Below are 14,223 nucleotides of genomic sequence, written 5' to 3'. Positions count from 1 at the left end.
GGCACCCGCGCGCTCGCGAGGCATTTATCGGCGTTTGGCGAGCATGGAGGTGGTACGGCAGGATGCGTGCGTGATCGAGATCCAGGTGCTGTCCCCCGACGACTGGCCGCTGTGGCGCGAGCTGCGCCTGGCGGCTCTGGCCGAGGCGCCGGGCGTGTTCGGGTCCACGCTGGCCGACTGGAGCGGGGCGGGCGACCGCGCGGACCGCTGGCGGGCCCGCCTGGAGCTGGCCGCGTCGTACAACCTGATCGCGCACCTGGACGGCGTGCCGGTCGGCATGGCCAGCGGCGTGCCCGGCGAGCAGCCGGGCCACACCGAGCTGATCTCCATGTGGGTGGCTCCGGCCGGACGCGGCAGGGGCGTGGCCGCCGCGCTGATCGGTGCGGTGGCGGCCTGGTCGCGCACCCAGGGGGTGCCTGAACTGCGGCTGATGGTGGTCGTGGACAACGCCGCCGCGATCGGCCTCTACCGGCGCTGCGGCTTCGCCGGGACCGGCCACGAGCAGCCGATGCCCGACGGCGTACGCCGCGAGCTGGAGATGTCGCTCAAGCTGTGATCAAGGCCGGGGCCGCCGGGGTCTCAACGGCGCGCCCGGATGGCCCGACATGTGCGCTGCGTCGCCGAACAGTCACAAAAGACGTCCGCGCGGCTGCGCGGCCGCGCCCGTGCAGCGGTCCTGATCATGTTCGATGTTTCGATACCGTGCGGCCGGAACCCGCAGAGGCATCGAAGGAGCCCAGCCGCAGTGAGCATCGACGAGACAACACCTGCCGCGCACCCGCCCCGCAAGGCGAGCCCGTGGGAACTCGGACCGCAGTGGATCATCGCGATCGCCACCCTCCTCGCCACATTGACAGGGGCGGGTTTCTTCTTCGGTCAGAACGCCGCCGCCCCGGAGTGCCCGGCTCCGCCCGTGACGCAGTCGCCCGCCGCGACGACGGCGAGCCAGCCCAGCCCGAACCCGCTGCCGTCCCCGTCCCCGTCGACCGCGACGGTCGCCGAGGGCACGCAGCTCGGCACATACACGTTCCAGATCGTGCGGGGGTACGCGGTGCCGCTGCACGACACCGCCCCGCCGAAGCAGTCGGAGTACGTGAACAGCAACAACGGTGAAGACCTGAGCTTCAGCGCGATGAACAACTACTTCATGCCCGGCAACCCGTCCATCAAGATGGTCGACCTGAGGACCAAGCCGCTCAGCTACGAGGCGTGCACCACCGGGACCGTGTTCAGCGGCGGCCTGAACAACATCGTGGGCACCACGTTCTGCCTGATCATGCCGGACCGGGTCATCGGCCTGCGGATCAACTCCAACGGCAACGACACCAAGGACCCGGTCGGGCTCAGCGCCACCGTCTGGGCCGGCCCGCCCGGCAGCTGACCGCCCGCAGGTGACCGCCCGCGCCCCGCACGGGCGGTCACGACGGATCGCCGGGCTCCTCACGGCGGGCGTGGCGGCCCGCTGCCAGCCCCAGCCCTGGCAGCGGCGCGGCCGCCTCCGGTTCGGTGTATCCGGCCGCCCGCTCGGCCAGCAGCTGCCCGAACACGCCGTTGAACGCGCCGCAGTCGCGGCACTGGAAGTTGTCGTCGAGCCAGCCGCTGCCGCAGTGGTCGCAGCGGCCCCGGTCACGCGGATCGTGGTAGACGCGCAGCGCCTCGACCATAGCCTCGGCCACCGGGGCCCGCAGCGTCAGGCTGACCTGCTCGCCGCCCAGGGTCAGGGTCAGCTCGCCGAACGACGGGGCGTGCGGGTCGAGTGCGTCGATGCGGGTGACGAAGGCGTGCACCGCCGCCAGGACGTCCTCGGATGCGCGTCGGGCCATGCCTTCGACCGTACAAGATCGGGGTCGTGCCCCTGACGGACCCGACCCCGATCCGGTCAGCCCGGCTGCGCGGCGGGCGCGATCCGGTGCCACAGCTCCCACATGACCTCGACCGGCACGTCGGGGTGGCGGGCCGCCTTCCTCAGATCGTCCGGGTCGCCGGAGGCCAGCAGCTGCTCCAGCTCTCTGGCGGGCCGGGCCGGATCCACGTACGCGGCGAGCGCTGGATCGGGATCCTCGGCGAGCAGGGCGCGCTGTTCGGCGGTGAGCCGGCCGGACTGGGCCGCGTACCACCGCTGCTGCGGATCGTCGGACCGGACGAGCTGGTCGAGGAAGGCCAGCGGCAGCTCCGGGTTGCGGAGCATCCAGTGGATGGTCCACCCGCGCCACTCGCGGAAGATCTCCGCCAGCAGCGACAGCGGGACGCGGCCGGGATTGCGCTCGGTGAGCATCAGCCGGACCGCGAAGTCCTCGTCCTCGGCCAGCTCGGCCACCGACTCGGCGGTCAGCCCGCGGTAGTTGGCCGCGGTCCGCCGATGGATCACCGAGCGGGAGCGGGCGTACGCGGCGACCGTGGCGGCGTCAGCCGGGCCGTCCAGCATCCAGTAGACCGGGTTTGTGCGCTGCTCGGGTGCCACCGGCTCGGCGATGCTGTCGAGCAGGTCGATGGGGATGAACGGGCGGTGGAGGACGGCGCGGCGCACCCCCTCGTCGGAGTCGAGGGCCAGTTCCCGCACCAGGTCGTCCGAGGTGCTGGGATTGCCCGCCAGCCGGGCCCGAATCGTCGGATCGGCGTCCCGGGCCAGCTCGTCGGCCTGCTCCGGCGTCAGCGGGCAGTGCCTCACGGCATCGAACCGGGTCTGCGGATCTGCCAGCAGCGCCGCGACGAACTCGGCGGGCACCTGGTGACGGCCCTCGGTGACGGCCGCCTTGCGGTCGGCGGGGTCGGCGGCGGACAGCAGCCGCAGGAAGGCGGCCAGGGACTGCTCTTCGTCGCCGTGGCGCAGCAGGATCCAGTCCTCGTGCCCCGACCCGGCGGCGTTCGCGAGCTTGATCGACCCGGGCACGTCCCGGTTGATCAACACCTCGGAGCGGATCTTCGGCTCAGGGTCGCGCGCGAGCAGCTCGTATGTCTCGTCGATGGCATACCGGTCGAAGGCCACCCCCTCCACCACGTAGGGCCGCATAGCGATGAACAAGCGAACCCGGGCGGCTGGATCGTGGGCGAGTTCGGCGATCAACTGCAGTGAGGTGTCGCCCCGGACCACCAGACCGGTGCGGACCGGGACATGCGGGCTGCCCGCCAGCACCGCCGCGACCTCTGCGGGCATCAGCCCCTGGGGCCGGTCGTGGCACAGCGCCACGGTGATCGACCTGTCCTGGCTGTTCGCCATGGTCAGCAGCAGGTCGGCGGGGGTGGACGGGTTGGCGGACAGGGCGCGGGCGATCCAGCTGTCGTCGGTCACGGGGGCTGAGCCTAGGCGGGCGTTCCCGCTGGTCGCGAGGGTCGATCGACCGATACGGGAACGCCCGCGCCCGCCCTATGCTGGTGCTGCGTAGCGCTGCGGTCCGGTGGTCACCGCATCAGGTCGTTGAGCGTGCCGTAGTCGGCCTTGTCCGCGAGCGCCGTGTAGGTGCCGGTCTCCAGCGCCTCCCTGGCCGCGCGCATCACCACCGCGTACGCCGCTTCGGCCACTGAGGAGCCGAGGCTGATCCGGGCCACGCCGAGTCCGGCGAGCTGCGCGACGGTCGGCGAGCCCGGTCCGGCCAGGATGTTCACCGGCGCCGGGATCGCGGCGACCAGGGCGCCGATGGTGTGCGGGTCGGCCGTGCCGGGCACGAAGACGCCGTCGGCACCGGCGGCGACGTAGGCCTTCGCGCGCTCGACGGTCTCGGCCAGGCCACCGGCCCCGGCCAGGAACGTGTCGACGCGGACGTTGACGAACAGCCCGTCGCCGCCGGCCTGCTTGGCCGCGGCGAGCCGCTCGCACTGGTCGTCGACCTCGCGCAGCGGGTGGGCGCCACCGCGTACCCGGTCCTCGATGTTGACGCCGACGGCCCCGATGGCCAGCACCGCGCGGATGGTGTCGGCCACCTCGGCGGGAGTGTCGCCGAACCCGGACTCGATGTCGGCGGTGACCGGCACGGCCACGGCCCGCACGATGCGCGCCAGCTGGCCCAGTGCCTCGTCGCGGGCCAGCACGCCGCCGTCGGGGGCGCCGACGGCCCAGCACACGCCCGCGCTGGTGGTGGCGACGGCGGGGGCGCCGGAGGCGGCGGCGATGCGGGCGCCGACGGCGTCCCAGGCGTTGGCGAGCACCAGCGGGGTGCCGGGGACGTGCAGGGAGCGGAAGGCGGCTGCGGAGTTCATGACCTTGAGTCTGCCGCTGGTCATACCGGGTGCCTATTGTTTTAGCTGCAGCTCAAACGAGGAGGTGCGGCGGTGGTCGCGATCGGCATGTCGGCGGGGGCGGTCGCCCGGGTGCGATTCGCGGTGTCGTGCCTGTGGGAGGTCGTCGCCGGGCTGCGGGTGCTGCGCGATCCGGGCCGCCACGCCGTGCACCTGCCCTGGGTGCGGCGGGTGCGGCCGGAGCTGGTCCGGGCCGGGCTGATCGAGCGTCCGGGCAGCCTGCTGTGGGCGCTGGTCCCGGCGGCGCCCGGGTACCTGCCGGACTTCCTGACGCCGGTGCCCGCCGGGCTGGCCCCGGAGCTGGCCGACGAGTTGGCGGTGCTGCGGTCGACCCCGGCCGAGACGGTCCGGGCCGATCTCGACTCCTACACGCGGATCGCGGCCGGACCGGTCCGGGCGCTGCGCGAGGATCCGGTCGAGGGGCTGCGGCTGCTGTCGCGGCAGATCGCGGCGTACTGGGACATCGCGGTCGCTGCGGACTGGCCCCGCATGCGGGCGCTGCTGGAGGGCGACATCCTGGGCCGGGCCCGGCAGGTGGCCGAGGCCGGGGCGGCCGAGATGCTGAACAGCCTGCACGAGCAGGTCCGCTGGGAGCACGGTGCGCTGTCGGTACGCCAGCCGCACTGCACCGCCGCGAACCTGGCCGACGGCGGCGGGCTGACGCTGGTGCCGTCGGTGTTCGCCTGGCCGGATGTGCTGACGGTGTCGACCGGGTTGCTGCCGCAGCTGGCGTACCCGGCCCGGGGCGCGGCCGCGTTGTGGGAGGCGGCGCCGCCGGTGGCGGACGCGCTGGGGGCGGTGCTGGGGCAGAGCCGGGCCCGGCTGCTCGCCGAGATGGGCGCGCCGGTGTCGACCTCGGAGCTGGCCCGCCGCACCGGCATCACGGCGGGCGGGGTGTCGCAGCAGCTGACGGTGCTGCGGGCGGCGGGGCTGGTGGTCACGCACCGACAGGGGCGGGCGATCTTGAACTCGCGGACGTCGGTCGCCGACGCGCTGCTGTCGGCGTCCTGAGGGGCGCGCGCCGTCGCGGGGTGCGGATCATCGCCGCAGGACCGGCCGGGTCCGGGCTTCGACCAGCGCGTCGTGGTACGGCCAGCGCTCGGTGCCCAGGTCGCGGAGCAGGCTGTGCCGGTGGCGCAGCAGGTCGCGCCGCTCATCGGCGGTGACGTCGGTATCGTCGTCGGCGGGGTTGTTCGGGTCCGGCCGCCCGGCCCAGTCGACGTTGTAGTGCAGCTCGTCGCCGACCAGGTAGTCGCGTCGGAAGTCGGTGCGCCACTGCGAGTTGCCGCCCCACCCGTGCGACAGGTCCCGGCACACCCGGTTGCGCCGCCACCAGGCCGAGTACAGGCAGGACCGGGCGGCGACCGCCGGGTCCAACCGACGGGCGCCCGCACGGACGACCACCCCGGCGCGGACCAGCACGAGCCCGCCGGCCAGCGCCCCCGGCCAGACCTCGGCGACCAGTGCGGGCGGCGCGTCGGGGTCCTCGTCCGGGACCACTTCGACGATCTCGTGGAAGAAGGGATGGAAGTCGTCCTCGGTGATCGACGCTGCCCCGAGGGCGGTCCGGAAGGCGGTCCAGGCGTCGGGTGACGGCAGCGGTCCGCTCCACCATGGACCCTTGGTGGTCCACGCGAGCAGCTCCGGGTCGTCGTTGCCCGGCTGGTACGGGCCGATGAGGATGTCGGCGAGCCGCGACAGCGCGTACAGGCCCTGCAGGACGTCGTCGCCCCGGTCGATGCGGCGCCGGTGGTTCTCGGGCCGACCGATCTCCCGCAGCTCCGTCAGCACGTCCGGGTGCTCGTTCAGCCACGGCAGCAGGTGGTCCGCGCCGAATCCCGGTGGTGCCTCGTCACGCAGGTTGAGCACCAGGTTGCGGAACTCCCAGAGACAGGTGTCGGACATGTACAGACCCTAGGAAGCGGCGCGAGCTCGGCAAAGCGAATTTGCCGGTCGCGGTGGCGGTCGAAGGACGCGGTGGGCCGGTCAGGTGCCCCGGCCCACCGCGGGTGCGCGACTAGGCGATGCCGAAGTTGCGCAGCTGCATCTCGGCGGGCGTGGTGATCAGCCAGCCGCCGTAGCCCACGTTGGGGCGCTGCTCACCGACGACGCCGACCAGCATCTGCACCCCGCCGGTCGGGCTGATGGAGGGGATGTTCGCGCCCGGCTCGCTGACCGTCAGGTCGAGCTGGCCGCCGTTGTTCACCCGGTCGAGGACGGTCAGCCAGCTGCCGAACGCGTCCGCGGCCATGGAGCCCACGGCCAGCGTCGACTTGCTCAGGTAGCTGCTGCCGGTCCCCAGCACCGAGTTGTGCGGCAGGACGTCGACGATGCCGGCGTCGCTGCGTACGTCGATGTCCTCGCCCGGCACCCCGATGATCAGGTCGGGGTGCCCGTCGCCGGTGGTGTCGCCGGTGGCCACGGCGTAACCGAAGTGGTCGCCTGCGGCAGGGGTGCCCGGGATGCCCGCGGCGCCCTGGCGCAGCACCTGCCGGTCGGCCAGGCCGATACCGCTCGCCCTGCCGGGAAGGACGATCGCAGCCCCGGCTCCGGCCAGGCCCTTGACGTCGGCATCGGGCATGCCCGCGATGACGTCGGCACGGCTGTCGCCGGTCACGTCGCCGATGGTGACCCGGTCGCCGAACCCGTGCACGATGAGGGTGCCGGTGTTCAGGAACGACGACTCGACCAGGTCGGCGCCCACGGTGGTGATCCCGGTCGCGGACCCGTCGAGCAGGAAGATCTGGCCGCCCGCGGCGCCGCTGCCGACCGCGAGGTCGCCGTAGCCGTCGCCGGTCACGTCGCCGACGGCCAGCGCGCGGCCGAACCGCTCGCCGGGCGCGACGGGGTCACCGGGGATGCCTGCCAGCGCGGTGTGGAACCGCTGGGATCCGGTCGTGGTGAGGCCGGACGCCGAGCCGTACAGCACCGCGACCGCACCGGCGTCGGTGACGCCGAACGACTCGCCGGGCGAGGCGACGGCCAGGTCGGCGTAGCCGTCATGGTTGACGTCGCCGCTGGCCAGGGTCGCGCCGAGCTCGTCGCCGGGGTTGCGTACGCCCGGGAAGGCGTCGGTGTCCTCGTCGAGGTAGACCCCGGCGGCGAGGTCGAAGCCCGCCGGTGCGCCGGGCACCACCCAGATGCCGCCGGCGGCGTCGTGCTGCCCCGGCTGGCCGAGGACCAGATCGTCGAAGCCGTCGTTGTCGAGGTCGCCGGAGGTGTACGCGGCGACCGAGTCGGCCAGGGTGGTGCCGTAGAAGACGCAGCTGACCACGCCGATGGTGGTGACCTTCTGGAGGAGCACGACGGCGATGCGGCCGCCGGTGTGCTCGTCGCGCGCGCCGGTGAGCACGTCCTCGAAACCGTTGCCGTCGAAGTCCGACCGGGTGCCGGAGGTGCCGCCGGTGCCCGGGGCGTCCTGCCGCTCCTGGCACAGCATCCGCAGTTCGCGGCCCTGCGAGGTGACCGAGGCGTAGGCCGGGTCGGCCGCCGCCGGTGCCGCGGTGAGCAGCTGCGCCGTGGACAGCGCCGCCACGGTCAGGGCCGCGCCCGCGGCTGTTCTGGTGAATCTCATACCCCCGCCATTCTGTTGGTGGAATGTGGAGGAAGCGTATTCACGTCGTGCTGCGGCCCGCTGTCCCGACGGCTGTCGCCTTGCCGTCGTGGCACGACGGTGGACCGCACCGCGTCCCGGAGCGACCTGCGCAAACCGGCCCGCCGGGACGCCCTCGGCTTCTAGGCTCGGCGCATGGAGTTGCGGATCTTCACCGAGCCCCAGCAGGGTGCGTCCTACGACCAGCTGCTGGCGGTGGCGCGCTGCGCCGAGGACGCCGGGTACGGGGCGTTCTTCCGCTCCGACCACTACCTGAAGATGGGTGCGGTCAGCGGCCTGCCCGGACCCACCGACGCGTGGACGACCCTGGCCGGGCTGGCCCGCGACACGTCCCGGATCCGGCTCGGCACCCTGATGACGGCCGCGACGTTCCGCCATCCCGGGCCGCTGGCGGTCAGCGTGGCGCAGGTCGACGCGATGAGCGGGGGCCGGGTCGAGCTGGGGCTGGGCGCGGGCTGGTACGCCGAGGAGCATGAGGCGTACGGCATCCCGTTCCCGCCGGTCGGTGAGCGGTTCGACCGCCTCGGCGAGCAGCTGCAGATCATCACCGGCCTGTGGGGTACGCCGGTGGGCGGCAGCTTCGACTTCCACGGCAGCCACTACACGGTGGTCCGCTCCCCCGCCCTGCCCAAGCCGGTGCAGCGGCCGCACCCGCCGATCCTGGTCGGCGGCGGTGGCAAGCGGCGTACGCCGGTGCTGGCGGCCCGGTTCGCCGACGAGTTCAACCTGCCGTTCGCGAGCGTCGCGGACACGGCCGCGCAGTTCGGGCGGGTGCGGCAGGCGTGCGCGCGGGCGGGGCGGGACGCGGCGACGCTGCGGCTGTCCAGCGCGCTGGTGCTGTGCTGCGGGCGTACCGGTGCGGAGGTGCGGCGGCGGGCCGAGGCGATCGGGCGGGAAGAGGACGAGCTGCGGACCAACGGCCTGGCCGGGTCGCCCGCCGAGGTCGTCGACAAGCTCGGCCGGTACGCCGAGATCGGTGCGCAGCGGATCTACCTGCAGGTGCTGGACCTGACCGACCTGGACCACGTCGAGCTGGTGGCGGCGCAGGTCGCCCCGCAGCTGGGGACGGCACCGTGATCGGACGCTGACGCCACCCGGAGGGGTGCGGCCGAACGTGGTCACCGGCGCCGCGATCGCGACGCCGACATCGCGGCGAAAGGCCGCACATCCCTCCGAGGAGAGTCCGATGAACCGATCCCGCCGACTGGTCCGGGCGCTGGCTGTGGTGGCCGCGCTGGCCGCGCCGCTGGCGCTGGGCGCCGCCCCCGCGCACGCCTCGACCTTCAGCAACGGGTGCACCGTGACCCCGAAGACGCCGTACCACAACGGGGACTTCACCGCCGCGGGCCTCAAGCGCATCGCGTACGAGGTCGACATCACCTGCGTCGCGGGGGTGACCATCACCGTGGAGCAGCAGCGCTGGGAGGAGGACCTGAACCAGACCAACGACCTCATCGGCGACAGCGACCTGGTGCGGGCGTTCCCGACGGCCGACAGCATCACCTGGACCGTCACCGCCACGCTGCCCGACACCGACGACTTCACCGACATGTACGAGGAGATGTTCCAGAAGGTGCGGTTCAAGGTGACCAGCGGCCCGGTGACCTCCGGCTTCACCGGCTGGGAGCGCAGCGCGGTGCGGGCGATCCACGTCTGACCACGGCGAACGGGCGGGACCGGCATGACCGGTCCCGCCCGAAGGTACGCGATGTCAGTTGCTGACCTGGACGTTCAGCGTCCAGTCGTCGAGGACGCCGGTCAGGGCGTTGTTCGCGCCCTGGTCGACGATCAGGTACTCGACGGTGACGGTGTAGACCATCGCGGCGGCGGCCGGGGCGGTCACCCGCCGGCAGGCCTGGGTGGCGTCGGACTCGCCGGCCCCGGTGGTGAACGTCAGGTCGTTCGGGCCGATCGCTACGCCGTTGACCAGGATCCGGACCTGCAGGAAGTCCATCGGTGCCACGTAGGTCAGCGCCTGGCCCTGCAGCCGGGCCTCCGCCGAGAAGATGATGACGAGCTGGTCGGAGTCGCCCGCCGGGATGTTGACCGGGACCGTCGCGCCGGGCAGCGGGAGGAACGCCCCGTTCTCCGCCAGGCCGGTCGGGACGTCCTGCATCCGTACGTAGCTGGCCTCCTGGACGCCGCCGTTGCAGGCGGTCAGGCCGACCGTCGGGGCGTCGAGGGACCGGTCCTCGACCGCGGCGGCGAGCCGGGTGGGGGCCGCCGAGCCGGGGGTGGCGCCGATGCCGACGGCCAGGATCGCCGTCAGGGCCGCCAGTACGGCGACCGTGCGCTTGCTCATGGTTGCTCCTTGGTGTCGGTGCCGCGTTGTCGCGGCCCGCCCAGGCTCGCCATCGGCTGTCAGGGTCCGGTCACGGTCGGATCAGCGCCGACCATGACGCCACCGTGACGCGCCCGCCGACGATGGATGGCGGCCGTTCCACGAGGGACCGGCCGATGAGGAGGTAGTCGTGAAGGCAAGCCCTCTCGCCGCCGCCGTGGTCGCGGCGGGCGCTCTGGTCGTCCCGGCCGCGCCCGCCGCGGCGACCGCCGAGCAGCCGGTGGTGCTGGCGCAGCGGACCAGCCCGGTGGACGCCGCCGCGAAGTCGGTCACGGTGCAGTGCCCGCCCGGGTCGTGGGTGTTCACGGTCGGGGCCCAGGTGGTCGGGGGCGGCGGCCGGGTCCAGCTGGTACGGATGGAGCCCGCCGCCGACCTGCGCTCGGTCGTGGTCGCGGCCCGGCCGCGCAGCGACGCCGCCGGCGCCTTCTCGCTCGTCGCCGAGGCGGTCTGCGGCCGGTCGGAGCGCCCGCCGACCCTGGTGACGGCGTCCTCGACGCAGGCGTCGGCGGTGGCCCTGCTGTGCCCGGGGCAGACGGACCTGCTGGGCTTCGGGTTCCGGCTGGAGCGCCCGGTCGACCAGTGGCGCATCGACGCGCTGGTGCCGAACCAGGACCTGACCGGCGTGCAGGTGCACGCGGCGGGCGGCGGGCAGCAGGGTGCGCTGGCGGTCGCGGCGATCTGCTACCGGGTCGACCCGCAGTCACCCTCGGTCCGGCCGTACCGGTGGCAGGGCGTGAGCACCCCCGGGTCGCCGTGGCCGAAGTCGGCGGGTGTGGAGCCGACCGGTGACGACTGGAGCTTCGGCGTCGGCGGCCTGGCCGTCGGGGTCGACGCGCATCTGGACGCGTTCGTGCCGCGCCCGACCGGCACCAGCTGGGTCCGGGCGCAGAGCGTGGCGGCCTCGCTGCCGCCGGGCGCCGCGCGGTCGGTCGCCCCCGCGGCCGCCGACAACGGTTCGGTGACCGCGTACGCGGCCCGCATCGGCACCTTCCACTGACCGCCGCTCAGCGGGCGGGCGCGGTGGGCCGGACCGGCAGCAGCAGCTCCCGGTCCGGCGGCCGCACCCCGATCTCGCGCATCGCGCCCGCGTACCGGTCGAACGCCCGCCGGGCCTCGCCGTGCTGCCCGCCCGCGACCAGGGTGCGCACCAGCGACCGGTGGGCGCGCTCGTCGTAGGGGTCGCGTTCGAGCAGGCGCAGCAGGCACGCGACGGCCGCGCCGGGCTGCCCGGCCGCGCGGTGGGTGTGCGCGAGCATGCGCAGCATCGCCAGGTGGGCCGCGCGGACCTCCTCGCGCAGCGGCCCGGCCCATTCGGCGTACGGCTCGTCCTCGAACGCCTCGGCCCGGTGCAGCGTGTCGGCGGCCAGCAGGATCTCCCGTGCCTGGCCGAGCCGCTCCTGTTCGACCAGGCGGCGGGCGTGCGCGACGTGGTCCAGGAAGTCCTCGACGTCGACGTCGGCGGCGCGCAGGTTCAGCGCGATCGCGGCGGTGTCGGCGAGCAGGAAGTGGTCGGCGGGCTGGGCGCGGTCCGGGTCGAGCACCCCGCGCAGGATGTTGAGCAGCACCGACAGCCGGTGCCCGGTGCGGGCGGGTTCGCCGTCGGGCCACAGCAGTTCGCACAGTTCGCTGCGGGGCACCGGCCGGCCGCGCCGGCCGACGAGGATGCGCAGCAGGTCGCGGGCTTTGCGGGACTGCCACTGCGAGGGTGGTGGGACCTGCCCGGCGACCTCGACCTCGAAGCGGCCCAGGGCCCGTACCGCGACCTGCGGCCGGGTGGCGGTGGCGCCGGTGCCGAGCCGGTCGGCGATGGCGTCGACGGCGGCCAGCCGCTGGGCGGCGGCGGCTGCCGCGGCGCGTTCGTCGGTGCCGGTCCCGGGCAGTGCGCCGGTCAGCACGGCGATCCGGGCCGCCTCCACGGCCGCCCCGGCCTGGTGCCAGATCGCCTCGGCTTCGCGCAGCGCCGCGCGGGCGCGGGCCGGGTCGGTCTCGGCGGCGGCCCGCAACTCCAGGGCGTCGGCCAGCCCGGCCGGGTCGGTGTTGGTGCGCGCCACCCGGGCCGCCTCGGTGGCCAGTTCGGCCGGGCGGCCGGGGGTGCCCTCGGCCAGCGCCGTCCAGCCCTGTGCGAGCAGGGCCGGTCCGGCAGCCTGGGGTCCGGCGTGCCCGGCGGCCGCGTCGGCGTGCCCCGCGGCGGCTTTGACGTCGTCGGCGAGCAGCACCAGGGCCAGCCCGGCCAGGGCGGGCACCAGCACGTGGGCGTTGCCGGTGCCGGTGGCGACCGCGACGACCTGCTCGTACGCGGCGCGCGCCTGCTCGCGCCAGCCCCGGCGCCGGTACAGCTCGGCCAGGCCCAGCACCGCCCCGGCGAAGCGGCGGGAGCCGTGGCGCTGGTAGTGGGCGATGGCAGCCTGGTAGCGGCGGACCGCCTCGGGGAACCGGCCGAGCATGGCCAGCGCTTCGGCCTCGTTGCTGGTGGCGATGGCGTGCAGGCTCGGCGACCCGGCGGCCTGGGCGTACGCGACGCACAGCTGGGCGCTGGTGAGCGCCTCGGGGTAGCGGGCGGCCTGGAGCCGCTGGTAGGTGCGGTTGGTGTGGATCCGGGTGAGCAGCAGCACGTCGCCGGTGCGCTGCGCGACGGGCAGGGCGAGGGCGAAGTGCTCCTCGCTGCCGGCGGCGTCGCCGGCCACGGCCAGGCACAGCGCGACCGACAGGTGGGCGGTGGCCAGGGCGGTGCCGTCGCCGCAGGCGGCGGCCTGGGTGACGGCGCGGCGGGCGGTGGCGGTGGCCAGGTCGACGTCCCCGGCGAGCAGGTGGGCGTGGGCGGTCCACGCGGCCAGCAGGGCGGTGTCCTCGGTGGCGGTGGCGTCGGGGGTGGCGCGGGCGTAGGCGGCCAGTGCGCCCTGGGCGTCGCCGCGCTGGTAGGCGATGCGGCCGATGCGCCAGGCCAGGCCGGGGGTGCAGGTGTCGTCCGGTCCGGACACGCCGGTGTAGGTGTGGGCGGCGGCTTCGAGGTCGCCCGCGGTGCGCTGGGCGTCGCCGAGCAGGGTCCGCAGCCGCGGCGTGCGCAGGGGTCCGGGCAGGCGGCTGATCAGGTCGGCGGTCAGACCGGCCTGGCCGGCGGAGATGATGCGGTCGCCGTGGTCGGCCAGGACGCGGGCGCAGCGGTCGGGGTCGGCGGCGCGCAGGTGCTCGCGGGCGGCCGCGGCGGGCGGGCCGTGCTCGTCGTACCAGGTGGCGGCTTTGCGGGCGGTGGTGGTGGCCGAGACGCCGCGCCGGTCGGTGGCGACGGCCGCGGCGACGACCGGGACGACGTGCTCGGCGGCGGGCAGGCCCGGCACGACCCGGCGGGTGCGGACCAGCAGTCCGGTGCGGCGCAGGTGGGCGACCAGGTCGGCGGCGTCGCGGTGGCCGAGCGCCGCGGCCAGGCCGGTGCTGACCGGGGTGCGGTCTTCGAGCTGGACCAGCAGCCGGTACGCCGTCGGCGGCAGCTCGGCCAGGACGTGGTCGAGGACGTGTTCGCGCAGCGGCTCGTCGGCGCCCAGCGGGGTGCCGGGGTCGCCGTGGCGGTGCACCGACTCGACGGCGAGGTGGACCAGGGCGGGCCAGCCCGCGGTGGCTTTGTGCAGGCGGGCGGCCAGTTCGGGGTCGGGGGTGCCGCAGGCTTCGGTGATCAGGTCGTCGATCTCGTCGGCGGTGCAGGCCAGGTCGGCGGGGTCGGTCTCGGTCCAGCGGTCGGCGCTGCCGAGGCGGCGCCACGGGAGCGGGTGGCGGGAGGCCAGGGCGACGTCGGTGCCCTCGTCGAGTTCGGCGACGGCGCGCAGCAGGTCCCGCAGGGCAGGGTCGGGCAGCGGGGGCAGGTCGTCCAGGACGAGGTGGCCGCCGGAGCGGGCGGCGTCGCGGACGAACAGGTGCGGGGCGGTGTCGTGCTGCCACCAGCGGGCTTGGCCGGTGGGGTACCAGCGGCGCAGGGCGGTCGTCTTGCCGTAGCCGGCGGCGGCGACCACGATGCGGCGGCCGGGTCGGCTGACCATGCTCGTCC

General features: G+C 74.6%; 13 protein-coding genes. 6 read left to right on the top strand and 7 right to left on the bottom strand.

Features of this window, described 5'->3' with window-relative positions:
* Positions 1 to 70: 70 nt before the first annotated feature.
* Both QEZ54_RS18265 and QEZ54_RS18260 read left to right on the top strand, forming a co-directional pair.
* Complete coding sequence (locus QEZ54_RS18265) at positions 71 to 556, top strand: GNAT family N-acetyltransferase (RefSeq protein ID WP_281305842.1); 486 nt, start codon at positions 71 to 73, stop codon at positions 554 to 556.
* Positions 557 to 745: 189 nt separating this feature from the next.
* Positions 746 to 1,381: a hypothetical protein gene (locus QEZ54_RS18260; protein ID WP_281305841.1), complete on the top strand. Its 636-nt coding sequence runs from the start codon at positions 746 to 748 to the stop codon at positions 1,379 to 1,381.
* Between the two features lie 37 nt (positions 1,382 to 1,418).
* Here the strand turns inward: QEZ54_RS18260 and QEZ54_RS18255 are convergent, their stop codons facing one another.
* The 3 genes from QEZ54_RS18255 to QEZ54_RS18245 all read right to left on the bottom strand — a co-directional run bounded on the left by QEZ54_RS18255 (position 1,419) and on the right by QEZ54_RS18245 (position 4,218).
* Positions 1,419 to 1,823, bottom strand: a complete 405-nt coding sequence (locus QEZ54_RS18255; RefSeq protein WP_281305840.1) for a hypothetical protein — start codon at positions 1,821 to 1,823, stop codon at positions 1,419 to 1,421.
* 56 nt (positions 1,824 to 1,879) lie between these two features.
* On the bottom strand, positions 1,880 to 3,289 hold the full coding sequence (locus QEZ54_RS18250) for a hypothetical protein (RefSeq protein ID WP_281305839.1): 1,410 nt from the start codon (positions 3,287 to 3,289) through the stop codon (positions 1,880 to 1,882).
* Positions 3,290 to 3,399: 110 nt separating this feature from the next.
* Positions 3,400 to 4,218: an isocitrate lyase/phosphoenolpyruvate mutase family protein gene (locus QEZ54_RS18245; RefSeq protein WP_281305838.1), complete on the bottom strand. Its 819-nt coding sequence runs from the start codon at positions 4,216 to 4,218 to the stop codon at positions 3,400 to 3,402.
* Between the two features lie 48 nt (positions 4,219 to 4,266).
* Between QEZ54_RS18245 and QEZ54_RS18240 the strand changes: the two genes are divergently transcribed.
* Positions 4,267 to 5,244, top strand: coding sequence for a DUF5937 family protein (locus QEZ54_RS18240; protein WP_281305837.1), 978 nt, complete (start codon positions 4,267 to 4,269; stop codon positions 5,242 to 5,244).
* Between the two features lie 27 nt (positions 5,245 to 5,271).
* On the opposite strand, the gene QEZ54_RS18235 is transcribed toward QEZ54_RS18240, so the two are convergent.
* Both QEZ54_RS18235 and QEZ54_RS18230 read right to left on the bottom strand, forming a co-directional pair.
* Positions 5,272 to 6,138, bottom strand: a complete 867-nt coding sequence (locus tag QEZ54_RS18235) for a hypothetical protein (protein ID WP_281305836.1) — start codon at positions 6,136 to 6,138, stop codon at positions 5,272 to 5,274.
* A gap of 112 nt (positions 6,139 to 6,250) precedes the next feature.
* Positions 6,251 to 7,807, bottom strand: coding sequence for an FG-GAP repeat protein (locus tag QEZ54_RS18230; RefSeq protein WP_281305835.1), 1,557 nt, complete (start codon positions 7,805 to 7,807; stop codon positions 6,251 to 6,253).
* A 174-nt stretch (positions 7,808 to 7,981) separates the two neighbouring features.
* On the opposite strand from QEZ54_RS18230, the gene QEZ54_RS18225 reads away from it, so the two are divergent.
* Together QEZ54_RS18225 and QEZ54_RS18220 are read left to right on the top strand one after the other, a co-directional pair.
* Positions 7,982 to 8,923 carry an LLM class F420-dependent oxidoreductase gene (locus tag QEZ54_RS18225; protein WP_281305834.1) on the top strand — a complete coding sequence of 314 codons (942 nt, stop codon included), beginning with the start codon at positions 7,982 to 7,984 and terminating at the stop codon, positions 8,921 to 8,923.
* Between the two features lie 109 nt (positions 8,924 to 9,032).
* Positions 9,033 to 9,503 carry a hypothetical protein gene (locus QEZ54_RS18220; protein ID WP_281305833.1) on the top strand — a complete coding sequence of 157 codons (471 nt, stop codon included), beginning with the start codon at positions 9,033 to 9,035 and terminating at the stop codon, positions 9,501 to 9,503.
* A 54-nt stretch (positions 9,504 to 9,557) separates the two neighbouring features.
* Here QEZ54_RS18220 and QEZ54_RS18215 read toward each other — a convergent pair whose 3' ends face one another.
* Positions 9,558 to 10,148: a hypothetical protein gene (locus tag QEZ54_RS18215; RefSeq protein ID WP_281305832.1), complete on the bottom strand. Its 591-nt coding sequence runs from the start codon at positions 10,146 to 10,148 to the stop codon at positions 9,558 to 9,560.
* Positions 10,149 to 10,317: 169 nt separating this feature from the next.
* On the opposite strand from QEZ54_RS18215, the gene QEZ54_RS18210 reads away from it, so the two are divergent.
* Positions 10,318 to 11,184, top strand: coding sequence for a hypothetical protein (locus tag QEZ54_RS18210; protein ID WP_281305831.1), 867 nt, complete (start codon positions 10,318 to 10,320; stop codon positions 11,182 to 11,184).
* Between the two features lie 7 nt (positions 11,185 to 11,191).
* Here QEZ54_RS18210 and QEZ54_RS18205 read toward each other — a convergent pair whose 3' ends face one another.
* Positions 11,192 to 14,215: a BTAD domain-containing putative transcriptional regulator gene (locus QEZ54_RS18205; protein WP_281305830.1), complete on the bottom strand. Its 3,024-nt coding sequence runs from the start codon at positions 14,213 to 14,215 to the stop codon at positions 11,192 to 11,194.
* Positions 14,216 to 14,223 lie beyond the last annotated feature (8 nt).

The sequence above is a fragment of the Catellatospora sp. KI3 genome, from assembly GCF_029948125.1.
GTDB lineage: Bacteria > Actinomycetota > Actinomycetes > Mycobacteriales > Micromonosporaceae > Catellatospora.
The sequence above is the reverse complement of the archived record's forward strand: the minus strand, read 5'-3'. Positions and strand labels throughout refer to the sequence as shown.

Bases quoted from the DNA above. Each gene is read 5' to 3' on its own strand.
- QEZ54_RS18220 (WP_281305833.1), top strand. From the start codon at position 9,033: ATGAACCGATCCCGCCGACTGGTCCGGGCGCTGGCTGTGGTGGCCGCG.
- QEZ54_RS18205 (WP_281305830.1), bottom strand. From the start codon at position 14,215: ATGGTCAGCCGACCCGGCCGCCGCATCGTGGTCGCCGCCGCCGGCTAC.
- QEZ54_RS18225 (WP_281305834.1), top strand. From the start codon at position 7,982: ATGGAGTTGCGGATCTTCACCGAGCCCCAGCAGGGTGCGTCCTACGAC.
- QEZ54_RS18215 (WP_281305832.1), bottom strand. From the start codon at position 10,148: ATGAGCAAGCGCACGGTCGCCGTACTGGCGGCCCTGACGGCGATCCTG.
- QEZ54_RS18235 (WP_281305836.1), bottom strand. From the start codon at position 6,138: ATGTCCGACACCTGTCTCTGGGAGTTCCGCAACCTGGTGCTCAACCTG.
- QEZ54_RS18245 (WP_281305838.1), bottom strand. From the start codon at position 4,218: ATGACCAGCGGCAGACTCAAGGTCATGAACTCCGCAGCCGCCTTCCGC.
- QEZ54_RS18230 (WP_281305835.1), bottom strand. From the start codon at position 7,807: ATGAGATTCACCAGAACAGCCGCGGGCGCGGCCCTGACCGTGGCGGCG.
- QEZ54_RS18255 (WP_281305840.1), bottom strand. From the start codon at position 1,823: ATGGCCCGACGCGCATCCGAGGACGTCCTGGCGGCGGTGCACGCCTTC.